Origin of the sequence: Mycobacterium sp. TKK-01-0059 (genome assembly GCF_000709305.1) — a bacterium.
Classification (GTDB): domain Bacteria; phylum Actinomycetota; class Actinomycetes; order Mycobacteriales; family Mycobacteriaceae; genus Mycobacterium; species Mycobacterium intracellulare.
On sequence record NZ_KL446993.1, the window covers coordinates 1,522,875 to 1,546,687 of the forward strand.

Annotated in this window: 21 protein-coding genes; 7 read left to right on the forward strand and 14 right to left on the reverse strand. The window is 69.9% G+C overall.

The window, feature by feature from the left end:
- Positions 1–141 precede the first annotated feature (141 nt).
- Positions 142–1,320, forward strand: a complete 1,179-nt coding sequence (locus K883_RS07495; protein WP_008261900.1) for a lysylphosphatidylglycerol synthase transmembrane domain-containing protein — start codon at positions 142–144, stop codon at positions 1,318–1,320.
- Here the strand turns inward: K883_RS07495 and K883_RS07500 are convergent.
- A complete protein-coding gene (locus K883_RS07500) occupies positions 1,317–1,868 on the reverse strand; it encodes a hemophore (RefSeq protein WP_008261902.1) in 552 nt (183 codons plus the stop codon). The genes K883_RS07495 and K883_RS07500 overlap by 4 nt on opposite strands.
- Before the next feature lie 341 nt (positions 1,869–2,209).
- On the opposite strand from K883_RS07500, the gene K883_RS07505 reads away from it, so the two are divergent.
- Both K883_RS07505 and K883_RS07510 read left to right on the forward strand, forming a co-directional pair.
- Positions 2,210–5,266 carry an MMPL family transporter gene (locus K883_RS07505; protein ID WP_008261904.1) on the forward strand — a complete coding sequence of 1,019 codons (3,057 nt, stop codon included), beginning with the start codon at positions 2,210–2,212 and terminating at the stop codon, positions 5,264–5,266.
- Entirely contained in the window at positions 5,263–5,811 is a 549-nt protein-coding gene (locus K883_RS07510) for a helix-turn-helix domain-containing protein (protein ID WP_008261906.1), read from the forward strand. The genes K883_RS07505 and K883_RS07510 overlap by 4 nt, the downstream gene beginning before the upstream one ends.
- A 1-nt stretch (position 5,812) precedes the next feature.
- On the opposite strand, the gene K883_RS07515 is transcribed toward K883_RS07510, so the two are convergent.
- Both K883_RS07515 and K883_RS07520 read right to left on the reverse strand, forming a co-directional pair.
- On the reverse strand, positions 5,813–6,496 hold the full coding sequence (locus K883_RS07515; RefSeq protein WP_008261908.1) for a hypothetical protein: 684 nt from the start codon (positions 6,494–6,496) through the stop codon (positions 5,813–5,815).
- A complete protein-coding gene (locus K883_RS07520; protein ID WP_008261909.1) occupies positions 6,493–7,188 on the reverse strand; it encodes a hypothetical protein in 696 nt (231 codons plus the stop codon). Before K883_RS07520 ends, K883_RS07515 begins: the two co-directional genes overlap by 4 nt.
- Positions 7,189–7,229: 41 nt before the next feature.
- Between K883_RS07520 and K883_RS07525 the strand changes: the two genes are divergently transcribed.
- Positions 7,230–9,218 carry a M13 family metallopeptidase gene (locus K883_RS07525; RefSeq protein WP_008261910.1) on the forward strand — a complete coding sequence of 663 codons (1,989 nt, stop codon included), beginning with the start codon at positions 7,230–7,232 and terminating at the stop codon, positions 9,216–9,218.
- On the opposite strand, the gene K883_RS07530 is transcribed toward K883_RS07525, so the two are convergent.
- From K883_RS07530 to K883_RS07550, 5 genes are all read right to left on the reverse strand, one after another.
- Positions 9,202–11,454, reverse strand: a complete 2,253-nt coding sequence (locus K883_RS07530) for a molybdopterin-dependent oxidoreductase (RefSeq protein WP_008261911.1) — start codon at positions 11,452–11,454, stop codon at positions 9,202–9,204. The two genes, K883_RS07525 and K883_RS07530, sit on opposite strands and share 17 nt — an antisense overlap.
- Positions 11,451–12,050 carry a TetR/AcrR family transcriptional regulator gene (locus K883_RS07535; protein WP_008261912.1) on the reverse strand — a complete coding sequence of 200 codons (600 nt, stop codon included), beginning with the start codon at positions 12,048–12,050 and terminating at the stop codon, positions 11,451–11,453. The genes K883_RS07530 and K883_RS07535 overlap by 4 nt, the downstream gene beginning before the upstream one ends.
- Positions 12,051–12,197: 147 nt before the next feature.
- Positions 12,198–13,238 (reverse strand): L,D-transpeptidase, encoded by a 1,041-nt coding sequence (locus K883_RS07540; protein WP_008261915.1) that lies wholly within the window; start codon positions 13,236–13,238, stop codon positions 12,198–12,200.
- A 118-nt stretch (positions 13,239–13,356) separates the two neighbouring features.
- Positions 13,357–14,601 (reverse strand): MFS transporter, encoded by a 1,245-nt coding sequence (locus K883_RS07545; RefSeq protein ID WP_008261916.1) that lies wholly within the window; start codon positions 14,599–14,601, stop codon positions 13,357–13,359.
- Positions 14,602–14,720: 119 nt separating this feature from the next.
- Positions 14,721–15,011, reverse strand: a complete 291-nt coding sequence (locus tag K883_RS07550; RefSeq protein WP_008261917.1) for a copper-sensing transcriptional repressor RicR — start codon at positions 15,009–15,011, stop codon at positions 14,721–14,723.
- A 107-nt stretch (positions 15,012–15,118) separates the two neighbouring features.
- On the opposite strand from K883_RS07550, the gene ilvD reads away from it, so the two are divergent.
- The gene (gene ilvD, locus K883_RS07555) at positions 15,119–16,831 is read left to right on the forward strand and encodes a dihydroxy-acid dehydratase (RefSeq protein WP_008261918.1); all 1,713 of its coding nucleotides are present in this window, start codon (positions 15,119–15,121) and stop codon (positions 16,829–16,831) included.
- Positions 16,832–16,895: 64 nt separating this feature from the next.
- Here the strand turns inward: ilvD and K883_RS07560 are convergent, their stop codons facing one another.
- Positions 16,896–17,336 (reverse strand): SPW repeat protein, encoded by a 441-nt coding sequence (locus K883_RS07560; RefSeq protein WP_008261919.1) that lies wholly within the window; start codon positions 17,334–17,336, stop codon positions 16,896–16,898.
- Between the two features lie 116 nt (positions 17,337–17,452).
- Here K883_RS07560 and K883_RS07565 point away from each other — a divergent pair, with 116 nt between their 5' ends.
- Positions 17,453–18,436, forward strand: a complete 984-nt coding sequence (locus K883_RS07565; protein WP_008261922.1) for an NAD(P)H-dependent flavin oxidoreductase — start codon at positions 17,453–17,455, stop codon at positions 18,434–18,436.
- A 1-nt stretch (position 18,437) separates the two neighbouring features.
- Here K883_RS07565 and K883_RS07570 read toward each other — a convergent pair whose 3' ends face one another.
- Positions 18,438–19,094: an O-methyltransferase gene (locus K883_RS07570; RefSeq protein WP_008261924.1), complete on the reverse strand. Its 657-nt coding sequence runs from the start codon at positions 19,092–19,094 to the stop codon at positions 18,438–18,440.
- A 158-nt stretch (positions 19,095–19,252) separates the two neighbouring features.
- Between K883_RS07570 and mymT the strand changes: the two genes are divergently transcribed.
- Complete coding sequence (gene mymT, locus K883_RS26550; RefSeq protein WP_008261926.1) at positions 19,253–19,399, forward strand: copper-binding metallothionein MymT; 147 nt, start codon at positions 19,253–19,255, stop codon at positions 19,397–19,399.
- A 42-nt stretch (positions 19,400–19,441) separates the two neighbouring features.
- Here the strand turns inward: mymT and K883_RS07575 are convergent, their stop codons facing one another.
- From K883_RS07575 to K883_RS07590, 4 genes are all read right to left on the reverse strand, one after another.
- Positions 19,442–21,559, reverse strand: coding sequence for a glycoside hydrolase family 3 protein (locus tag K883_RS07575; protein WP_036429559.1), 2,118 nt, complete (start codon positions 21,557–21,559; stop codon positions 19,442–19,444).
- Complete coding sequence (locus K883_RS07580; protein WP_014386021.1) at positions 21,556–22,068, reverse strand: TIGR04338 family metallohydrolase; 513 nt, start codon at positions 22,066–22,068, stop codon at positions 21,556–21,558. The genes K883_RS07575 and K883_RS07580 overlap by 4 nt, the downstream gene beginning before the upstream one ends.
- The gene (locus K883_RS07585) at positions 22,065–22,814 is read right to left on the reverse strand and encodes a DUF2786 domain-containing protein (protein ID WP_008261931.1); all 750 of its coding nucleotides are present in this window, start codon (positions 22,812–22,814) and stop codon (positions 22,065–22,067) included. Before K883_RS07585 ends, K883_RS07580 begins: the two co-directional genes overlap by 4 nt.
- 144 nt (positions 22,815–22,958) lie before the next feature.
- The gene (locus tag K883_RS07590) at positions 22,959–23,792 is read right to left on the reverse strand and encodes an alpha/beta hydrolase (RefSeq protein ID WP_008261933.1); all 834 of its coding nucleotides are present in this window, start codon (positions 23,790–23,792) and stop codon (positions 22,959–22,961) included.
- Between the last annotated feature and the right edge of the window lie 21 nt (positions 23,793–23,813).

A 23,813-nucleotide genomic window follows, 5' to 3' on the forward strand; every position in this document is an offset into this window, starting at 1 on the left:
GCCCCGAATCGGTTCGCAGCGCCTGCCAAAGGCCTACGCGTCGCCCGCAGCCGTCGGAGCCGGCACGATCCGGTTACGACGGCGACACAGTCGGCGGCGCGCAGCGATCGCGGCGCCACCTGCACCGTTACCCTAAATCACGTGTCGCACGACGCACCCGCCCGCAATCTCGACTTCCCGCGCGAACAAACCCCGCGCGGGAAGTACTGGTGGGTGCGCTGGGTCATCCTGGGGATGGTTGCCATCGTGCTTGCCGTCGAGGTTTCCCTGGGCTGGGATCAGCTGGCCAAAGCGTGGATGAGCCTGTACGAGGCGAACTGGTGGTGGTTGCTCGCCTCGGTCGTGGCGGCGGCCGCGTCCATGCACAGCTTTGCCCAGATCCAGCGCACCCTGCTCAAGTCGGCCGGGGTGCACGTCAAGCAACTGCGCTCGGAGGCCGCGTTCTATGCGGCCAACTCGCTGAGCACCACGCTGCCCGGCGGGCCCGTGCTGTCGGCGACGTTCCTGTTCCGCCAGCAACGGCTCTGGGGTGCCTCGACGGTGGTGGCGTCGTGGCAGCTGGTGATGTCGGGCGTGCTGCAGGCGGTGGGATTGGCTTTGCTCGGGTTGGGCGGCGCTTTCCTGCTGGGCGCGAAGAACAACCCGTTCTCGTTGCTGTTCACGCTCGGCGGTTTCGTCGCCCTGCTGCTGCTGGCGCAGGCCGTGGCCTCGCGGCCGGAGCTGATCGAAGGCATCGGCAGCCGGGTCCTGACGTGGGTCAACTCGGTGCGCGGAAAGCCCGCCGACACCGGCCTGGACAAGTGGCGCGAGACGCTGATGCAGCTCGAATCGGTGAGCCTGGGCCGCCGCGACCTGGGGGTGGCGTTCGGGTGGTCGATGTTCAACTGGGTCGCCGACGTCGCCTGCCTCGGCTTCGCCGCGTACGCCGCCGGGGATCACGCGTCGGTGGCCGGGCTGACCGTCGCCTACGCCGCGGCCCGCGCGGTCGGCACCATCCCGCTGATGCCCGGCGGGCTGCTGGTCGTCGAGGCGGTGCTGGTGCCGGGGCTGGTCTCGAGCGGGATGTCCCTGTCGAGCGCGATCTCGGCCATGCTGATCTACCGGCTGATCAGCTGGCTGCTCATCGCCGCGGTCGGCTGGGTGGTGTTCTTCTTCGTGTTCCGCACCGAGAACGTCGACGACTCCGACGACGACCCGATCACCGGTCCGCTGCCGATCGTGCCGCAGCCGGGCGACGCTTCCGCCGACCCGACCGAGGCCGCCCTGCAGGGGCCGCTGCCGCCCGACCGAAACCCGGAGACCGACGGCCGGGACGCCTAGCCGACGGTGTTTCCGCGCGGCGGGCCCGAGAGCGGGTTGGTGCCGGCAGGGAGAGGAGCGGGCTGCGGCGCGGCGGGCGGGGCGCCCGTTCCGCCCAGCGGGGAGGCGCCCGGGGGGTTACCGGGAAGCGCGGGCAGGGCGCCCGCGGCCCCCTGCGCCTGCTGCATCATGCCCATCATCTGCGGGATCGAGATCGGCAGCTTGCACTGCAGCGACAGGCTGGTCAGGGGTTGCGCGATCGACGTCATGTCCCCGGCGACCTTCGGGTTGGCGTCGAAGTAGCTCTTCAGCCCGCTCAGCGACTGCGGCCCCGCCTGCTGCTGCAGCATCGAGGTCATCGTCTGGTTGGTCTCGGGGTGCGAATCCAGATAGTCACCCATCGACTTCGAGACCGAGCCGATGGTGCGGGCGACCTCGCTGGCCGCGCACGGATCGTTGGCGCCGGTCGCCGGCGGACCGGCGAGCACCGCGAGGGCGGCGCCGGGCGCGGCGGCGGCGATCAGGCCGGCCAAGATTTTGCCACGCCGTCCAGCGCTGCCTGTCGTCATCGAGAACTCCTCACAGTTTGCGCGGACCGCCACGGATGAGCGCGTCGCAAACAGCTGCAATGGACGGCCTTACCGATGGCCGGGTCCCCCTGAATCCCCCGAGGACCCGCCAGGCCAACCGACATCCTGCCACCGCCGATATCGCCCGGCCAGCCGCGAACTGCGGATGTGACCGAGATCCCGCTTGGTCACCGGTTCACAACGACTCCGCAGCTTCTTGGCAACGACGCCGTCACCGCAGCTCAGGAACTACATAACCCCACATAAACCACAGCGTGCTCCGGTATCCTCGCCTGCACGCGTTACGCGAGAACCGGGGAGCGAGAAAAATCCAGCAGTTGATGATGCGCCTCAGCCGCAGCCTGCGTAAGTACCGCTGGTTGGTCTTCACAGGCTGGTTGCTGGCGTTGGTTCCTGCGGTCTACCTGGCGCTGACGCAATCCGGCAACCTCACCGGCGGCGGTTTCGACGTGGCCGGTTCCCAATCGCTGGCGGTCCACGACCAGCTCGAGGAGCTCTACCACGACCAGGGCGGGTCATCGCTGGCGCTGGTGGCCGCGCCCCGCGCCGACGCCACCTACCAGGACATGAACGAGGCGGTCGCACAGTTGCGACGGCTCACCGCCGAGGTCCCCGGCACCTCGGAGATCCCCAACCCCACCCAGCGGCCGCCGCAACCCGACCGCCCCTACGTGCTGTCGGTGCGGCTCGATTCCCGCAACACCAGCGACGTCGCCAAGAAGCTCCGCACGAAGGTCGGCATCAAGGGCGACCAGCCCGGCCAGACCGCCAACGGCCGGGTGCGGCTCTACGTCATCGGCCAGGGCGCGCTGAGCGCCGCCGCGGCCGCCAACACCAAGCACGACATCGCCGCCGCGGAACGGTGGAACCTGCCGGTGATCCTCATCGTCCTGCTCGCCGTGTTCGGCTCACTGGCCGCCGCGGCGATCCCTCTGGCACTGGGCGTGTGCACGGTCGTGGTGACGATGGGCCTGGTGTACCTGCTCTCCGCGTACACCACCATGTCGGTGTTCGTGACCTCGACGGTGTCGATGTTCGGGATCGCGCTGGCCGTGGACTATTCGCTGTTCATCTTGATGCGCTTCCGCGAGGAACTGCGCAGCGGGCGCCAGCCCCGCGAGGCCGTCGACGCCGCGATGGCGACCTCCGGGCTGGCCGTGGTGCTGTCCGGCGCGACCGTCGTCGCGTCCCTCACCGGGATCTACGTGATCAACACCCCGGCGCTGAAGTCGATGGCCACCGGCGCGATCCTGGCCGTCGCCGTCGCGATGCTGACCTCGACCACCCTGACACCGGCGGCGCTGGCGACGTTCGGCCGGGCGGCCGCCAAGCGGTCGGGCTTCCTGCACTGGTCCCGTCGGCCCGAAAGCACCCAGTCGCGGTTCTGGAACCGGTGGATCGGATGGGTGATGCGCCGGCCGTGGATGTCCGCGCTGGCGGCGTCGCTGGTGCTGCTCGTGATGGCCGCGCCCGCGGCGTCAATGGTGTTGGGCAACAGCCTGTTACGCCAGTTCGACTCGTCCCACGAGATCCGCGCCGGCGTCGGCGCCGCCGCCCAGGCGTTGGGTCCGGGCGCGCTCGGGCCGATCCGGGTGCTGATCAACTTCCCCGAGGGCGGGGCGGCCTCGCCCGAGCACAGCCACACCGTCGGCGCGGTCCGCCAGCGGATGACGCAGGCGCCGAACATCGTCTCGGTGTCACCGCCCCAGTACGCCGAGGACAACGGCAGCGCGCTGCTGTCCGCGGTGCTGTCGGTGGACCCCGAGGACATGCGGGCCCGCGAAACCGTGGGCTGGATGCGCGCGGAGCTCCCCAAGGTCCAACAGTTGGGGACCGCGCGCGTGGACGTCGGCGGCCCGACCGCGCTGATCAAGGACTTCGACGACCAGGTGTCGGCGACCGAACCGTTGGTGCTGGGCTTCGTCGCGCTGATCGCGTTCGTGATGCTGTTGGTGTCCGTCCACTCGGTGTTCTTGGCGCTCAAGGGCGTCTTGATGACGTTGCTGTCGGTCGCGGCCGCCTACGGCAGTTTGGTGATGGTGTTCCAGTGGGGATGGCTGAAGGATCTCGGCTTCGCCCAGATCAGCTCGATCGACAGCACGGTTCCCCCGTTGGTGCTCGCGATGACCTTCGGGTTGTCGATGGACTACGAGATCTTCCTGCTCACCCGCATCCGGGAACGGTTCCTGCATTCGGGCAACACCCGTGACGCGGTGGCCTACGGCGTCAGCACCAGCGCCCGCACCATCACCAGCGCGGCGCTGATCATGATCGCGGTGTTCGTCGGGTTCGCCTTCGCCGGCATGCCGCTGGTGGCCGAGATCGGCGTGGCCTGTGCCGTGGCGATCGCGGTGGACGCCACCGTGGTGCGGCTGGTGATGGTTCCGGCGTTGATGGCGATGTTCGCGCAGTGGAACTGGTGGCTGCCGCCGTGGCTGTCCCGCGTGCTGCCGTCGGTCGACTTCGACCGGCCGCTGCCGGAGGTCGACCTCGGCGACGTCGTCGTCATTCCCGACGACATCTCGGCGCTGGTGGCGCCCAGCGCGGACCTGCGGATGGTGCTCAAGTCCGCCGCCAAGCTCAAGCACCTGGCGCCCGACGCCATCTGCGTGACCGATCCACTGGCCTTCAGCGGCTGCGGTCGCGGCCGCGGTCAGGCTTCGTCGGGCCCCGACGAGGAACGCACCCGCGGCCTGGGGCCCGGGCAGATCCCCCACCAGGTAGCGCTGGGCGAGGAGAAGGTCGCCGTCGGGGTGACCGCGGGCGACAGGAAGACCGCCACCAACGGCCATGCCAACGGTTCGTCGGGCCCCAAGAAGCTCGTCGGCGGGCTGGCGGCGCGCAACGGGATCGCCAAGGCCATTTCCGGGTCGGACCGGCCCGTTCATCCGGTGACGCTGTGGCGGGGCCGCCTGTCGGTGGCGATCGACGCGCTCGAGACCGACCCGGACGCCGCACCGGCGGGGGCCACCGACCGTCCGAGGTACGCGCGGCGCAGCCCGGTGGAGACGACCCATGTGCAGCTGCCCACCGGCGACCGGTTGCTGGTCCCGACCGGCGCGGAGACCCTGCGGCTCAAGGGCTACCTCATCATGTGCCGTAACAGTCGCCGCGATTATGCCGACTTTGCAGACATGGTGGATGCGATGGAACCCGAGACCGCCGCGGTGGTGCTGGCCGGAATGGACAGGTATTACTGTTGTGAATCGTCCAGGCGGCAATGCATCGCCACCCAGTTGGTCCGTCGACTCGCAGATCCCGATCCGTGCGACTACCCGGAAGACCAGGGGTCGGAAGCCGACGCGAACTCGGACTGGGAGGGGATCAGGGAACGCTGCCTGTCCGTGGCGGTAGCGATGCTGGAGGAGGCGAGGTGACGTTGGCATCCGACCGACGCCCCCCACCGCCGCCCCGCCGGCCGGCCCCCGAACAGCGCAACCGCGGCGGTGGCCCGTCCGAGGGGCCGTCCGGATCCGTTCCGGACCTGGACCAGCCGGTGGAGTTCTGGCCGACCGCCGCCATCCGGTCGGCCCTGCAGGGCGGTGACATCGCCACCTGGAAGCGCATCGCCGGCGCGTTGAAGCGCGACCCGTACGGGCGCACCGCCCGCCAGGTCGAAGAGGTCCTCGGCGGCACCCGCCCCTACGGCATCGCCAAGGCGCTGTGGGAGGTGCTCGAGCGCGCCCGCACCCACCTGGACGCCAACGAGCGCGCCGAGGTGGCCCGCCACGTGCGGCTACTGATCGACCGCTCGGGACTCGCGCAGCAGGAGTTCGCGTCCCGCATCGGGGTCAGCCCCGAGGAGCTGGGCGGCTACCTCGACGGCAGCACCAGCCCGACGGCCGCACTGATGATCCGCATCCGCCGGTTGTCGGACCGGTTCGTGAAGGTGAAGTCCGGCCCCTCGGCCGAATCCAACTGAGCTACCTGATCGGCAGCACGTCGGCGACCAGCCAGTCGCTACCGCGCTTGGTCAGCGTCACCCGCAGCGCCGGCGCCACCTGACTGGGTGGCTGGCCCGGCGCGTTCTGGGTCACCCGCAGGATCACCGCGACGCTGGCCGCCGTCGGCCCGAGCGCCTCGACGCCGGCCGAGACCGTGGCGGCCTGGGCGGTGACCTTGTGCTGGCCCAGCTCGGCGCTGGACTTGGTGTACTGCTCCTTGAACGCCGCCGCATGCTCGGGGACGACCATGGCCGTGGCCCGGTCGATCGCATCGGTCGGGGCGGTGGGGCTGAACGACGCCATGGCCTCGGCCATGCCGGTGGCGATCCGCACGACCTTGCGGGAGTCGTCGGTGAAGTCGCGGTCCGTCTTCGTCCAGTGCGTGTATCCGGTCGCGACGGCCGCCGCCAGGGCGGCCGTGCACAGCAGGGCCACCGCCAACCGCAGCCCCGGCGCGTCGTCGTCGGTGCCGAGGCTGACCGAATCGCGGCGCAGCAGCCAGAAGTTGACCGCGACGCCCTCGAGGGTCAGCAGGACCAGCACCGAGCAGGCCGACACCCACCACAGCGGCCAGCCGAGCACCACCCCGATGGCCACCAACGCGGCGATCGCGGCCAGCGGGGCCGCGATGTCGAATGCGAACAGTCGCCAGATGTTTCTCATCGGATCGAACTCAGTCCGGAAATCATCAGCTTGCCGTCGACGTCGGACACGTCCAGCCGCAGGTTCCAGTGCACGGTCTGCGGCTTGGCGCCGGCGTTTTCGCTGACGGACGTGGCGACCAGCAGCACCGAGTCGGTCCGGCTGGCGAACGGCGGCAGCTTGGTCGTCACCGATTCCGACCCCGGGGGCCTGTCGGCGCCGGGCTGGGCGTCCAGCTCGTGGTGCACGGTTTCGATCGCCACCGCGTCGATCCGCCCGGCGCTCTTGGACTGCAGCTTTTCCACCACCGCCCGGTAGGGCTGCACGGCGGCATCGAAGTAGGTGTTGAGTTCGCCGACCGTGCCGTCGTGCAGCCGCTGCAGGCTGGCGTCGACGTTGCCGCTGTTCATGTTGATCAGCACGTTGGTCCACCCGGCGGCGGTCTGCATGACGCGGCTCAGATAACCGCGCTCGGCGACCTGGTCGCGGTGGCCGGACCAGATGATCACCCCGAGCACGACCGCGGCCACCGACAGCACGCCGAGAACCGTTGACGCCACCCCGTAATGCGAGAAGACCGCTGGGTCGGATTCGGGGCCGGGTTCGCCGTCGTCAGCGTCGTCGGCGGTCGGGTGGCCGCCCTCTTCGGCGTCGTCGCCGGCGTCGACGACATCTTCTTCGGCAGGTGGCTCGGTGCGCGCGCCCTCGGACATGGCCCGATCGTCGCACCCGGGAAAGATGGAAGGATGGCGGGGTGACGAATACGGCCCTCCGCTCGGGCATCGACCTGAGCTACGTAGACGACAGCATCCGCCCCCAAGACGACCTGTTCGGTCACGTCAACGGCCGCTGGCTGGCCGAATACGAGATACCGGCGGACCGGGCCACCGACGGCGCCTTCCGGCAGCTGTACGACCGCGCCGAGGAGCAGGTGCGGGACCTGATCGTCGAGGCCAGCGAGCGGGGTGCGGCCGCCGGCGACGCGGACGCGCAACGCATCGGCGACCTGTATGCGAGCTTTCTCGACGAGGAGACCGTCCAGCGGCGCGGCGTGCGCCCGCTGCTCGACGAACTGGCCGTGATCGACGACGCGGCCGACGCCGACGCGCTGGCCGCCGCCCTCGGCGCCCTGCAGCGCACCGGGGTGGGCGGCGGTGTCGCGATGTATGTGGACACCGACGCCAAGAACTCGGCCCGTTACCTGGTGCACTTCACCCAGTCCGGACTCGGGCTGCCCGACGAGTCCTATTACCGCGAAGAACAGCACGCCGAGGTGCTCGAGGCGTACCCCGGGCACATCGCCCGGATGTTCGGCCTGGTCTTCGGCGGCGACCCGGAAAGCCACATCCGGACCGCCGAGCGCATCGTCGCGCTCGAGACCCGGCTGGCCGAGGCGCACTGGGATGTGGTCAAGCGCCGCGACGCCGACCTCACCTACAACTTGCGCACGTTCGCCGAACTGCGCGACGAGTCGGTGGGTTTCGCCTGGGGCACGTGGGTCGCCGCGCTGGGCACCCAGCCCGAAGCGCTCGCGGAAGTCGTTGTGCGCCAACCGGATTACGTTCGGTCATTCGCCGAGCTGTGGCGCAGCGAGGACCTCGAGGTGTGGAAGAGCTGGGCGCGGTGGCGGGTGATCCGCGCGCGGGCCGCCTGGCTGACCGACGAGGTGGTGGCCGCGGACTTCGACTTCTACGGCCGCCGGTTGACCGGCACCGAGCAGATCCGGGACCGGTGGAAGCGGGCGGTCTCGCTGGTCGAGAGCCTGATGGGCGACGCCGTCGGAAAGCTGTACGTGCAACGGCATTTCCCGCCCGGCGCCAAGGCGCGCATCGACGAGCTGGTGGCCAACCTGCAGGCGGCCTACCGGATGAGCATCAACGACCTGGAGTGGATGACGCCCCAGACGCGGGAGCGGGCGCTGGCCAAGCTCGACAAGTTCACCGCCAAGGTCGGCTACCCGGCGAAATGGCGGGACTACTCCACGCTGGTGATCGACCGCGACGACCTCTACGGCAACTACCAGCGCGGGTACGCCGTCAACCACGACCGCGAGCTGGCCAAGCTCGGCGGCCCGGTGGACAAGGACGAGTGGTTCATGACCCCGCAGACGGTCAACGCGTACTACAACCCGGGGATGAACGAAATCGTCTTCCCGGCGGCCATTTTGCAGCCGCCGTTCTTCGACGCCGAGGCCGATGACGCCGCGAACTACGGCGGCATCGGCGCGGTGATCGGGCACGAGATCGGTCACGGCTTCGACGACCAGGGCGCCAAGTACGACGGCGACGGCAACCTGGTCGACTGGTGGACCGACGCCGACCGCGCCGAATTCGGTGCTCGCACAAAGGCCCTCATCGCGCAGTACGACACGTACATCCCGAGGGGGCTGTCGAGCGGCCACCACGTGAACGGCGCGTTCACTGTCGGGGAGAACATCGGGGATCTGGGTGGGTTGTCGATCGCGCTGCTGGCCTATCAGCTGTCACTGAACGGCCAACCCGCCCCCGTGATCGACGGCTTGACCGGCGTGCAGCGCGTGTTCTACGGCTGGGCCCAGGTGTGGCGCACCAAATCCCGCGAGGCCGAAGCGATCCGGCGGCTGGCGGTGGACCCGCACTCGCCACCGGAATTCCGCTGCAACGGCGTGCTGCGCAACATGGACGCCTTCTACGACGCGTTCGACGGCGCCGACACCGGCGCGCTGTTCCTGGAACCGGAGCGCCGGGTCAAGATCTGGAACTGACCGGCGTCAGCGCCTCGATGCGCGCGGGCACGTGCTTGTGCCACGGCGTGCCCGCGTAGGGGTCGCGCCACCCGATCGAGGTCAGGGCGTTCGGGGCCACTCCGGGCACCACGGTGTGACCGTCGTCGTCGAGATAGTCGAGCCCAAAACCGTTGGGCAGGGCGGCATGTCCGGCGAGCATGGTCTCGGTGATTTCGACGGTGGCCTCGGCGCTGCCGGCCGCGGTGCTGATGCGGGCCCGGCATCCGTCGACGAGCCCTAGGGCCTGGGCGTCTTCCACGCTCACCCGCAGCGCGCCGTCGGCGTCGCGTTTGCGCCAGGACGGGTCGCGGAAGATGTCGTTGGCGGTGTAGGCGCGCCGCTCCCCCACCGACAGCACGATCGGGAAATCGGGCGTGGTCAGCTCGGCCGGGGTCCGGGCCAGCGCGGCCAATTCGTCGAGCATCGACGGGATTTCCAGCGCGATCTTCTGGTCGGAGTGGCTGATCAACGCGAAGTCGTCCTCGTAGTTGTGGACGGTGAACGTCACGCCCGAGGGGTTGTCGAGGATCGCGTCGAACAGCGCGTTGCCGTCGGCGTGACCGGCGCGCCGCACGGCGTCGGGATAGTTCATCGCGGTCTTCTGGGCCAGGCCCCATAGGGCGGCCGCGCCGCGCAGCCCGTCCGGCAAGGTCGGTCCGAGCGTCTCGTAGAGCACGTACGGAAGTAGCTGAGCCACCGTGGGATTGGTGGCGGCGGACAGGAAGGCCTCGGCGTACGCTTGCCGACCCCGCTGGGCGGCTTCGCGCAGGGGCCGCAGATCCGCGTCGTCGACCACGCCGAGCGCCCGCACCAACCGGGCCCAGATCTCGGGCTCGGGCAGTGTTCCCGGCAACGGCTCGAGCAGCGGACGGCGCAATTGGAAAGTGTTGTGCGGGAACTCCAGGTTGAAGAAGGTGGCTTCCGGCTTCTCGAATTGGGATGCGGCCGGAAGTACATAATGGGCGAGCCTGGCGGTCTCGGTCATCGCGACGTCGATGACCACCATCAGTTCCAGCGACTGGAAGGCTTCGCGGCAGGCGGTCGAATCGGCCAGCGAGTGAGCGGGATTGCTGCTTTCCACGATCATGACGCGGAAGCGGTCCGGATGGTCGGTCAGGATTTCCTCGGGGACCACGTTGCTGGGCACCAGCCCGGAGATGATGGGCGCGCCGGTGACCGGGGTGCGGCCGGAGAACTGCCCGAACAGGGGTGCGAACGACGAATGCAGGTGCTGGCCGCCCTTTTTCGCGAAGTTGCCGGTGAGAACCCAGAGCAGCTTGTTCAGGTAGGAGCACAGCGTGCTGTTGGGTGCCTGCTGCACGCCGAGGTCCTCGAAGACCGAGACGCTCGCCGCGGCGCCGATGCGCCGCGCCGCCGCGCGCAGCAGTTCCTCGTCGACCCCGCAGTGTTGGGCGTAGTCGGCGACCGCGACGTCGCGCAACGCGTCGCGGACGGTGTCGGCGCCGCGCACGTGCTCGGCGAGAAACGTCTCGTCGCAGAGGTTTTCCTGGACGAGGACGGCGGCCAGCGCCGCCAGGCACCACCCGTCGGTGCCGGGCCGCACCCGCAGGTGGAAGTCGGACATCTTGGCGGTGTCGGTGACGACGGGGTCGATGACGATCATCGACCGGGCCGGATCCTTGGCGATGTCGTTCAGCACCACCCGGGCGCGCGGAAAGCTCTGCGACATCCACGGGTTCTTGCCGACGAACACCGCCACCTCGGCGTGCTCGAACTCTCCCCTGGTGTGACCGCCGTACAGCTGCCCGTCGACCCAGGACTCGCCGGTTTTCTCCTGCGCCAACGCATTTGAGCGGTACCGTGAGCCGAGCGCCTTCAGGAAGGCGCCGCTGTACGCCCCGCCCAGGTGATTGCCCTGCCCGCCGCCGCCGTAGTAGAAGATCTTGTCCCCGCCGTAGGTGTCGCGGATGTGCTTGAATCCCTCGGCGATCTCCACGATCGCGGTGTCCCAGTCGATTTCCTCGTAGCTGCCGTCGGCGCGTCGGCGCAGCGGGGCGGTCAGCCGGGTGCGGCTGTTCTGGTAGTGATCCAGCCGCAACGCCTTGTTGCAGGTGTAGCCCTGCGATGCCGGGTGCGCCTTGTCACCGCGGATGCGGGCCAGCCGGCGATCGTCGAGCTGAACGACGATGCCGCAGTTGCATTCGCACAGGATGCATGCGGTGGAGTGCCATTCACCGGTCGTGTCTGTGGTCACTGTGGGACATCCTCTCCGGTCACCCGATACGACGACGTAGCCAAGAGCAGTTCGCGCACCTGGCGGCGGACGACGTCGAGGGGCATCAGGTCGCGGCGCACCCGGGCCAACAGGATCGCACCCTCGAGCGCGGTGGTGGCCAGGACCGCCAATTCGCCCGCCCGTTCCCGGGCTACGCCGTCGGCGATGAAGCGCTGGGCGATCAGGTCGGTCCAGCGGTCGAACGCCGCCGCCGCGCGCTCGACGACCGGCGCCATGCGCTCGGCGTCCTGCTCGCCCGCCTCCACGGACACGGCGACGATGGGGCAGCCGGCGCGGAAGTCGCTGTCGAGCAGCTGCTGGCGGAATTTGTCGATCAGGGTGTCGATCAGGTCGAGGCCGCTCGCGGCGTCGGCGATGATCGCGGCGACGTGGTCCGCGGCGTAGTCCACGGCCTCGCAGAGCAGTTGCGTGCGCCCGCCCGGGAAGTAGTGGTAGGCCGATCCGCGCGGCGCGCCGCTGTGCTCGAGGACGTCGGAGATGGCGGTGGCGTGGGCGCCGCGCTCCCTGATCAGCAGGGCGGCAGATACCACCATCCGGTCGCGTGGACCGCGCATCGCCGCTCCTCAGGGGCCGAAGTTATATATGATGCTATACATAACCGCCGCGCCCGCGGAAGGCCCCTCGACAAGGAGATGGCCAACAGACGCAAAATCGCCCGATTTCGCAGGGAAATGGGCGATTCTGCGACTGCTCGCGGGCAGCTAGTTCATCCAGTCGGCGGAGCCGTCGTTCTTCTTGTAGTTGCCGCCGGTGGAGTTCTTCACGATGATCGGGTCTCCCGCGCCGAAGTTGTCGAAAAACCACTTCGCGTTGGAGGGGCTGATGTTGATGCAGCCGTGGCTGACGTCGCGCTTGCCCTGGTCGTCCACCGACCAGGGGGCGCTGTGCACGTAGTCGCCGACGTTGTCGAACCGGACCGCGTCCTCCACCGTCACCTTGTAGCCGTAGGTCGAGTTGACCGGGACCCCATAGGTGGACGAATCCATCACCACCGACGCCTTCTTGTCCTGCACGTAGTAGGTGCCGTTGGGGGTTTGGTGGTTGCCGGACGTCATGCCCATCGACATCGGGATCGTCTTCTCCACCGTGCCGTTGCGGGTGACGGTCAGCTGATGCGTGGCGTCGTCGGCCGTGGCGACCAGCGTGTCTCCGGTGCGGAAGCTCGACACGGTGCCCCCGGCGTCGACGGTCACCGCGGTGTGGGCGGGCCAGAAGCTCAACGGCCGCCAGCGCAGCTGCGTCGGGGTCATCCAGTAGAACTTGCCCGGGACCGCGGGCACCGACGAGACGTGGACCGCGCCCTCCGCGGCGCCGGCGTCGTCGACGCGTCCCGGAAAGTTGATGATGATCGGCTGGGCGACGCCGACGGTCGACCCGTTGGCGGGCTGGATCTTGGGGGGCCCGAACGGGGCCGTCCCGGTGAACGGGGTGGGGTTCTGCCCGGCGGCCGAGGCCGCCGCGGGTTCCGCCATCGGCGGGAGCCATGGTGGCGCCGCCGCCGGGTCGGGCGGGGGCGGCGGTGCCAGCGGGTCGGGCGGGGGTGGCGGCGCGAAGGGATCCGGCGGCGCGGGCGGGCCGGGCGGGGCGGCGACGGCGCCCGGGTCGGCGGGAGCCGGGTCCGGGTCGGCCAGCGCGGGGGCGGCGCTCAGCACCAGCGCCAGGGTCAACACTGCGCCCCAGCCGGTGACGTTCAGAGCGGCGAAGAGACCCTTGAAAGTCCAGGCCTTCGTCCAGCCCGACATATGCATACCTCCACTCGTCTACTCCGACACAGTCTGGCATAGGGCGGGCGCCGTCGACCGTCGCCGGCGGGCGTCCGCTGCCCCGGAGCAGCCAAGAACACGCCTCTGAGCTGGACGGTTATGAATCGAGTGAGCTTGTCGGCCGCGGCGGGGGGACGTCGAGCATCCGCCGGTTGGCGGCGATGCCGACCAGCGCGACCGCCATCAGGATCGCCGAAGCGATCAGCATCATCGTGACGCTGTGCTCGTAGAGCAGCCCGCCCGCCAGCGAGCCGGCCATGATGCCGACCTGGAATGCCGTCACGTAGAGGCCCGAGGCCCCGTCGGGGTCGTCGGCCCCGTTGCGCATGGCGGCGGATTGCATCATCGGCGATACGGCGGTGGCCATGGCCCCCCACAGCACGATGGCGGCGGTGCCGATCAGCGCGGTCGTCGCGCCGGACCGGCCGCCGAACGCCAGCGCCGTCAGCACCACGAAGGCGGCCGTCAGACCCGTCATGCACAGGATGACGGCGCCCTTGGGGCGGTGGTCCAGGGGCCGCGCCACCAGCGGCACCGATAGCAGGCCGGCCAGCCCGTAGGCGGCCAGCACCCAGGCCAGGTTCGGCCCACGCACGCCCAGGACGTTGCGGATGAGCTCGACGATGAACGTGTAGGACACGAAGTGGCCGGTGACCGCGATCATCGCCAGCACGCTCACGATGATCAGCCGCGGGTTGCGGTGATGGCGGGACCGGGGCCCGACGTGGGCCAGCTGATCCTCGGTGAGCACCATCTCCGGCAGCATCAGCCGGGCGGCGACCGTGACGAGCGCGGCCGCGACGGTGACGCACACGACGGCCAGGCGCCATCCCCACATCAGGCTCAGGGCCGCGGTCAGCGGGCTGCCGACGACCAGCGCCAGGCTGGTGCCGACGTAGATCGATGTGGTGGCTCGCCCGGCGTGGCTGGGCGGCACCAGCCGGGTCGCGATCGGCGCGATGACCGACCACAGCAGCCCGTGGGTGATCGCACACAGCACCCGCCCGGCGGCCAGCACCGCGAAGTTGGGCGCCAGCGCCGAGATGAGCTGGGAGGCGGTCAGGCAGGTCAGGCTCGCGACCAGCACGCGGCGGCGCGGCAGGTGCGCGGTCCAGCGCACCAGCGGGATCGTCGTCAGGGCCGCGACCAGGGCGTACCAGGACAGCAGGGTCCCCACCAGGACCAAACTGACGTTGAGGTTGCGGGCGATCGCCGGCAGCGCCCCCACCGGCAGGATCTCGGCGGTGACATAGGTGAAGGCCGCGGCCGCGAGGATGGCGAGCTGAGCCGCGATCCGTGGCGTCCACGTTCGCGCGGCTGCGTTGGCGGTTTCGGCAGTCATCACAGTCATCGCTTGGGTGTGCGCAATCGGCTGAGCAACGTCGCCGAGGTCACGCTCCCCATACCGTACGCACACCGGCTACCGGTTCCTCCAACTTGGCGCGGCAACACGCCCTGCGATCAGGAGCGGACGAGGCGAGCGATCGCGGCGGAGGCCTCGCTGAGCTTCGTGTCGGCCTCGTCGCCGCCCTCGGCAACGGCCCGGGTGACGCAGTGGCTCAGGTGCTCGTCGAGCAAATTCAGCGCGACCGACCGCAACGCGCTGTTGACGGCGCTGATCTGGGTCAGCACGTCGATGCAGTACTTGTCTTCCTCGATCATGCGGGCGATGCCCCGCACCTGGCCCTCGATGCGCCGCAGCCGCTTGGCGTAGTTGTCCTTCTGCTGCGAGTACCCGTGTTCGTCTGTCATCGTCGATTCACCCTGCCGCTCCGTCTGGCCCGCCCATCCCAGCTTATACCCCGACGGGGTATCACCCCGGGAACGGGCATCGCGACTGGCCAGCGCATACTTGAACGATGCCCACCACCGATTCGGCTCGGACCGCCGACATCAAGCCGCGTAGTCGTGACGTCACCGACGGCCTGGAGAAGGCCGCCGCCCGTGGCATGCTGCGGGCAGTAGGCATGGGAGACGAGGACTTCGCCAAGCCGCAGATCGGCGTCGCGTCGTCCTGGAACGAGATCACGCCGTGCAACCTCTCGCTGGACCGGCTCGCCAAGGCCGTCAAGGAGGGGGTGTTCTCGGCCGGCGGGTACCCCCTCGAGTTCGGCACCATCTCCGTGTCCGACGGCATCTCGATGGGCCACGAGGGGATGCACTTCTCCCTGGTGTCGCGCGAAGTGATCGCCGACAGCGTCGAGACGGTGATGCAGGCCGAACGCCTCGACGGCTCGGTGCTGCTGGCCGGCTGCGACAAGTCGCTGCCCGGGATGCTGATGGCCGCCGCGCGGCTGGACCTGGCCTCGGTGTTCCTCTACGCGGGCTCGATCCTGCCGGGGGTGGCCAAGCTCTCCGACGGCAGCGAGCGCGAGGTCACCATCATCGACGCGTTCGAGGCGGTGGGGGCCTGCGCCCGCGGGCTGATGCCGCGCGAGGACGTCGACGCCATCGAGCGGGCGATCTGCCCCGGCGAGGGCGCCTGCGGCGGCATGTACACCGCCAACACGATGGCCAGCGCCGCCGAGGCGCTCGGGATGTCGTTGCCGGGCAGCGCGGCGCCGCCGGCGACCGACCGCCGCCGCGACGGGTTCGCGCGGCGCAGCGGCGCGGCGGTCGTCGAACTGCTGCGGCGCGGGATCACCGCCCGCGACATCCTCACCAAGGAGGCGTTCGAGAACGCCATCGCGGTGGTGATGGCGTTCGGCGGGTCCACCAACGCGGTGCTGCACCTGCTGGCCATCGCCCACGAGGCCGACGTCGCGCTGACGCTCGACGACTTCAGCCGGATCGGGTCGAAGGTTCCGCATTTGGCCGACGTCAAGCCGTTCGGCCGCCACGTGATGTCGCACGTCGACCACATCGGCGGCGTGCCGGTGATGATGAAGGCGTTGCTGGATGCCGGCCTACTGCGCGGCGATTGCCTGACGGTCACCGGTGCGACCGTGGCCGAGAACCTGGCCGAGATCGCCCCGCCCGACCCCGACGGCAAGGTGCTGCGGGCCCTGAGCAATCCTATTCACCCCACCGGCGGCATCACCATCCTGCGCGGATCGCTGGCTCCCGAGGGCGCGGTGGTGAAGTCCGCCGGCTTCGATTCCGACGTGTTCGAGGGCACCGCAAGGGTTTTCGACGGTGAACGGGCCGCGCTCGATGCCCTCGAGGACGGCACCATCACCAAGGGCGACGCGGTGGTGATCCGCTACGAGGGCCCGAAGGGCGGACCCGGCATGCGCGAGATGCTCGCCATCACCGGCGCGATCAAGGGCGCCGGTCTCGGCAAGGACGTGCTGTTGCTGACCGACGGCCGGTTCTCCGGCGGGACGACGGGGCTGTGCGTCGGTCACATCGCCCCGGAGGCGGTGGACGCCGGACCGATCGCGTTTCTGCGCGACGGCGACCGCATCCGGCTGGACGTCGCCAACCGGGTGCTCGACGTGCTCGCCGATCCGGCTGAATTCGATTCGCGGCGAAAGGGTTTCACACCGCCGCCGCCGCGCTACAAGACCGGGGTGCTGGCCAAGTACGTCAAGCTGGTCAGCTCGGCCGCCATCGGCGCAGTCTGCGGTTGATCTCCGCCTGACCGGATCGCCCGGCCAGGCGGCGAATCGACCTGTGCCCTAACCGAGTTCGGGGCTAGGCGTGCGTTCCCGTGGCGCGCGTGCGCATGCCGAAGTAGGTGGCGTTGAGACCCAGGAAGGTCAGCAACGCGCCCGCGACGACATTCGACCAGGTCATGCCGGTGGTCAGCGTGACGTCCGGCAGGATCCACGTCGACACGATGACCCACGCGCCGAGTACCGGCAGCGTCCATGTCATGCCGTGCGCGCGATCCAGCGTCGTGGCGAACCCGTACGCCAGGAACGCCACCGCGATACCGGCGATCAGGTCAGACGTGGCGAGCGACCTCGTCGCGCTGAACCCCACGATCCACGGCGACGCGGCCACATACAGACCCGTCAGCAGCGCCAGGCCGAAGGTGAAATGCGCACTCATCGACTCGGCGACACGCTCGTAGCGGGCGCGCAACGCCATCAAATCGGGGTGGTGATCGATTGATGAATGGACTGTACTCATTTTGTGACCTTTCTGTTATGCAGCAAGCCTTTTGAGCTGGGCTGCACCCATCCATCTGTGATCAACATTACGCTCGATCGCGGCCCAGTTCGAGAAACCGCGTAGCCTCTTGAGGCATGGACCTCGCGGATCGATTGCGGCTCGATCACCCGGTGGGACAGGCCGGCATGGGCGGCGGTCTTGCGGGGGCGGCCCTGGCGGCCGCGGTCGCCAACGCGGGCGGGCTCGGCACGCTGGGCATCGACACCCCGCGCCGGCTGCGCGCCTCGATCGACGAGGTGCGCGAGCAGGCGCCGGGTCGTGCCGTCGCGGTAAACCTGTTGCTGCCCTTTGTGCATCGCCATCACGTCGCGGCCTGCGTCGACGCCCGGGTGGACGCGGTGGTGTTGGCGTTCGGCGACAAGCGGGGCCTCGTCGAGCATCTGCGCGACGCCGGGGTCTTCGTCTTCGTGATGGTGGGCACCGAGGCGCAGGCTCGGGCCGCGATCGCCTGCGGCGCTGACGGTTTGATCGCTCAGGGGCGCGAGGCCGGCGGGCACCTCGTGGGGACCGTGCCGGCCCTGGATTTTCTCCCGCACGCCCTGCGCGCGGCCGGGAACCGACCGGTGTTCCTGGCCGGCGGCGTCGCCACCGCCGCCGACACTCGCGCCGCGCTCGACGGCGGCGCCAGCGGTGTCATCGCGGGCACGCGATTCCTGTTGACGCACGAGGCCAACGCGAGCCGCGAGTATCAGCGGCGAATCCTTCGGGCCGACAGGACGATCGAGACAAACCTGTTCGGCCTGAGCTGGCCGCTACGGCACCGCGTCGTGCCCAACGAGGCGACGCGCCGGTGGTGCCGCGCCGACGGGCGGGCCAAGGCGGTGCCGGCGGCGCTCAACGCGGCCAGTCGTCCCCTGTCGGCGCTGGGCTATTTCGATGCGGGCGCACTGATGCGCCTGCAGTCGCCGGCCCTCCCGTTCTTCACGCCGCTGGCACCGGTGGCCGGTGTGCCCGACTCCTGGCTGGACGGCGCCGCCCTGTACGCCGGTGAAGCCGCCCTGCGGATCGGCGAACTCACCTCCGCCGCGCAGGCGGTCGCCGACCTGTCCCCGCGCTGAGCTACTGCACCAGCGCCAAGGCGAAGCCGTCCCAGTGCTTGGCCCCCACCGTCTGGATCACCGCGGTGTCCAGCCGCGGGTGCTCGCCCATCGCCTGCAGCGTCTCGCGGGTCGCCCGCACCCTGGCATCGTCGGAATGCGGCCGCAGAATCTGCCCGTCGCGAATCACGTTGTCCACCACCACCACCGCACCGGGCCGGGCCAATCGGACCGCCCACTCCACATAGGCCAGGTTGTTCTCCTTGTCGGCGTCGATGAAGATCAGATCGAAGGGTCCGGTGACCGTCGGCAGTGTATCCAGCGCCGCGCCGACGATCACCTCCACCCGATCGTCGACGCCGGCGCGCTTCAAGTTGCCCCGCGCCACCTCGGCGTGCTTCGGCTCGTACTCCAGCGTCACCACGCGGCCCTGCGGCCCGGCGCCACGCGCCAACCAGATGGTGCTGAAGCCGCCCAGGGTGCCGATCTCGAGGATGCGCCGCGCGCCGATGGCGCCGGCGAGCAGGCTCAGGAACTTTCCCTGTTGCACCGACACCGCGATCGGCGGTAGGCCGGCCGCGTTGCTGGCCTCGAGCGCCGCGGTCAAGGACGGATCGTCGCCCACCACCGTGCTGTCCAGGAATGCGTCGACGTCGTGGGGGGTCGGTTTCTCGCTCATGACGTCAACGCTAGCCGCGCCCGCCGGGCCCCCGCACGACAGCCGTCCCCGCCACGAAACCCGTCGCGACCGTTTACGCATACCCATGGGGGGTATATAGTGGGGGTGCGGCCGAACCGCGCCGCACGAGTCACACCAGGAGAAAAAGGGTGAGTCAAATGGCAACTTACGAAGCCGGGACCCTGCTGACGTGCGGTCACGAAGGCTGCGGCTGCCGTGTCCGCATCGAGGTGCCCTGCCATTGCTCGGGCGCCGGCGAGGGCTACCGCTGCACGTGCGGCGACGCGCTGACCCCCGTCGAGTAACGCCTCGGGCCGGTCGTACGTTCGGGCGTCAGCCCGAGGGGGTCATCGCCCGAACGTACGGCCGGTCAGTTCGACCCCCGCCGCGAGCCGCATGGCCAACGCCGAAATGCCCACGGCCGCCGTGTAATCGCCCGCCTCGATCCGCCAGCATCCGGCGCCGCCGTCGTAGCGTGCGAGCAGGCGCGGATCGGCCTCGATCCTCAGCCGGCGGCTGGCGCCCGGTTCTAACTCGATCCGCTCGAATCCCAGCAGCCGCAGGCACGGTCCGCCGGGCTCCGCCGTCACATACAGCTGCGGCACGTCGGCCCCGGCGCGGTCGCCGGCATTGACGACGGTGAAACTGGCCGTGATGGTCTCCCCGCCGGTGACCACCAGGTCACGGTAGTCAAACCTGGTGTAGGACAGGCCATGACCGAAGGCAAACATCGGGACGTGGCCGTTGGCCGCATACCATCGATAGCCGACATCGGCGCCCTCGAAGTATTCGATCGTGCTCGCGGTCCCCCACGGCGTGCCGACACCGGGTAGCCGCGGGCGAGGCGTCTGGTCCAGATCGGCGGGAAAGGTGATCGGAAGCCGGCCCGAAGGATTGACCCGGCCGGTGAGGATCTCGGCGCTCGCCCGGGCGCCGGCCTGACCCGGATACCACGCCTGCACAACGGCATTCACCGCGTCGCGCCACGGCATGCTCACCGGGTTGCCGGTCTCGAGCACCACCACGGTATTGGGGTTGGCCGCCGCCACCGCCGCGATCATTTCGTCCTGGCCCCAGGGCAGCGACAGGTCGGCGAGATCGTATCCCTCCCCTTCCGCGCGCACCGCGAACACGATCGCGACATCGGCGAGCCGCGCCGCCAGCGCCGCCTCGGCCGGACTGATGCCGGGGTCGAATTCGATCTGCGCCCGCGGCAACTGGTTTCGCAACTCCTGCAACGGCGACGACGGCAGCAGGTACAGGTTGCGCAGCCCGGCCTCCAGCCCCGCGCCGCCGATCGGGACCACGCCCGCGTAGCCGCCGTCGGGAACGACGGTGCTCGAACCATAACCGGCCGGCACGCCCAGGTGCGCGTATCCGCCGATGACGGCGATGCGCGTGCCCGGCTCGGGCGTCAACGGGAGCGCTCCCCGGTTGGTCAGCAACACGACCCCCTGGCGGGCGATGCGCAGCGCAATCTCGTTGTGCGCGGCCCGATCCGGCTCCGGCGGCGCGGCGTCGCGGTCGATACCGACGGCGAACATGGACCGCAGGATCCGTCGGACCATGTCCGACAACCGCTCCCTGGGTAGCCTGCCCTCGGCGTACGCGTCGCGCAGCGGCGCGCCGAAGGCCTCGGCCTGCCACAGCAGCGCGTCGATCTGGGCGCCGCACTCCTGATCGAGGCCGGCCAGCGCGCACTCCCAGCTCGGCGTGGCGCCCCAGTCGGACATGACCCAACCGCGATACGCCCAGGCGCCCTTGAGCACCTCGTTGATCAGGACATCGTTCGCCGCGGCGTAGACGCCGTTGACCTTGTTGTAGGCGGTCATCACGGCGCCCGGTTGCGCCCGCTCGATCGCGATCTCGAAGGCGAGCAGGTCGGACTCGCGGTGCGCGTCGGGATCGATGACCGCGTCCAGGAAGTGCCGATTGGTCTCGTTGCAGTTCAGCGAGTAGTGCTTGACCGTCGAGATGACGCCGTGGCGCTGAATGCCGTCGATCGACTCCGCGATCATCGCGGCGGTCAAAAGCGGGTCCTCGGAAAGGTATTCGAAGTTGCGGCCGTTGCGCGGGTCGCGCGCGAGGTTCATCGCCCCGGCGAGCTGCACGTTGAATCCGCGGCTGCGCGCCTCTGAGCCGATCACTTCGCCTGCGGACCGGGCCAGCGCCGGATCGAAACCCGCGGCCAGCGCCAGCCCGGCGGGCAGCGCGGTGGCCGTGTCGCCCGGACGGTAGCCGGGGTTGGTGACGCCCAGGCCGGCATCGCTCATCCGCAGGGGCGGCACCCCGAGGCGGGGAATCCCGGGCACGTACCCCGCGCTCATCGGCGTGTCCGCCGGGATGCGTTCGTCGCGCACCGGCCACAGGTCGCCGGCGCCCATCACCGAGACCAGCAGGGAGAACCGCTCGTCGTCGGTCATCTGGGCTTCGATCTCGCGGGCCCTCTCGTCGGGATCGCTCACCGCACACCCTCTTTGGCGTAGACGACGCGCAGCACATGCCCCACTTCGGGTCCCATCACCAGCTCCGTCAACTCGCAGATCGTCGCGACGAACTCGCGGCCGTGCGGCGGCTCGGCCCGGCACAAATGATGCGCCACTTCGTGCAACATCACCAGCTCACGCAGCGCCCAGTCGGCGGTGTCACGGTCGGGGACCGCGATAACGCCTGCGCCGTCCTGGTTTTCGTAGTGCGCGGCGGTGGCGGCCCGGCGCGGCCGGACCCGCAACGGGGCCACCCCCGGCCACCGGCTGCGCACCGCCGGCAGCGCCAGCACGTCGTCCACGTAGCGCTGGGCGGAGGCCACCGAGCCGAAGCGGCCCTCCGGCGGCAGCGTCAATTGTGTGCCGAAGAAGTCCACGGCGGGTGAACCGTGCTGGGCGGCGCGGTCGAACAACGTGCGGACGAATTCCTCGGCCGCATAGACCCTGGAGCGTTGAGAATCCCGCCGCGGGAAGTTCCCGGGAGTCACCCGCTCAGCGCGCTCCGCGCCCCGGGGAGTTCCGGGCTGTTGCCGAGCCGCGCTCGCTTGCCGGCCCGGTCGCCCGCGCGCCGCGCCGCCGAGGAATACCCGGCCGAGGCTCGACTGGCCTGCCAGGTGCCGCGCGCCTTGGACGCACCGCGGTAGTAGTCCACGAGCTCAACCTCCTTGTCCCGCAAGGCGATAGCGGTTCCCGGCGCACGTTGCCGGTCCTTGGTGGCTTCTCGCCGGGCCTCGTCGCGGGCCTCGGCCAGCCGTTGGCCCACGCGCGCCCCGAAGGCCAGCTGAAAGTTGAGCCGGGCGGTGATCGTCGGCGTGGGACGGTGCGCGCCCGAGGCGAGGTAGGCGTCCGACGCGCGCACCATTTGCACGACCAGGCCGGCGTACAGGGCGTGGCTGGCGTCGATGTCCTCGGCAAACCCGTAGGCGTAGACGAACGTCGAATTGGACGCGACGTCGCACCGCACGTCGTTGGCCGCGGCGATCAGCACGAAGAGCTGAACGTAGGTCCGCAACCCCTTGGTGCCCGCCGCGCCGATGGTGATGGTGCGCTGCGTCGGGGCCTGCGCGGCCGAACGCTGGGCCGAATGGGAGCGCGCCACCGCGAGGTCGATGGACGCGGCCGTCGCGAGCCGCTGCGCGGCCGACATGAACGCGTCGGCCTCGTGGGAGTTGTCGGTGCCTTCGGCCTGACGCAGCAGCGCGGCGATGCGCGCCAGCATCTTGTCGTCAGTCATTAGCGCCGTTCCTCCTCATCGCTGCGCTCTGCATCGTCACCGGCGCGAGTCATTAGCGCCGTTCCTCCTCATCGCTGCGCTCTGCGCCTCATCGCCCGTGCGGGTCATTAGCGCCAACGTACGGGAGCGGTCCGACACGCCCGCTCACAGCCGAGCGGTGATCCAGGAGACGACATCGTCGAGCACCTGCTCGCGCTCGGGCTCATTGAAGACCTCGTGATACAGGCCGGGATACACCTTCAGCTCGACGTCGGTGGACCCGACGCACTCGACGAGCCGACGGCTGCCGGCGACGGGAATCAACCGGTCCTCGGACCCGTGCACCACCAGCAACGGCGCCGTCAGCGCCGGCGCCCGCTGCGGCATCGTCTCGCCGACCTGCAGCAACGCGCGGCCGATGCCGGCCGGAACCTTGCCGTGGTACACCAGCGGATCGCTCTTGTAGGCCGCCACCACCGCGGGATCGCGCGAGATGGCGTCGACGTCGAGGTCCTGCGCCGGCAGGCCGGGCACGAGGGCCCCCAGCACCTTGGCGGCCAGGGCCAGCAGCGGTGACACCTGGTCCTGGGCCGCCACCGCGGGCCCCGACAGCACCATCAGGTCGTAGTTGTCCGGGCGCTCGACGCCGTAGGCGAAGACGATCCCCCCGCCCATGCTGTGGCCCAACACGACGCACTTGAGGCCGTGGTGTTCGCGCGCGGCGATGCCGACCAGGGTGTCGAAGTCGGTGGTGTACTCGTGGATGTCACGCACCACCGCCCGTTTGCCGCCCGAGCGGCCGTGCCCGCGATGGTCCAGCGCGTAGGTGACCAGGCCCGCCGCCCCGAAGCACTGGGCGACGTGGTCGTAGCGGCGGGCGTACTCGCCGAGACCGTGCGCCAGCACCACGACCGCCCGTGGCGGCGTGTCGGGGGTCCAGACGTCGTAGACGATACGCACACCGCCGAATCCGTCGAAACTGCGTTCGGTGCGGTTCATCGGCTGGTCCTAGTCATTGAG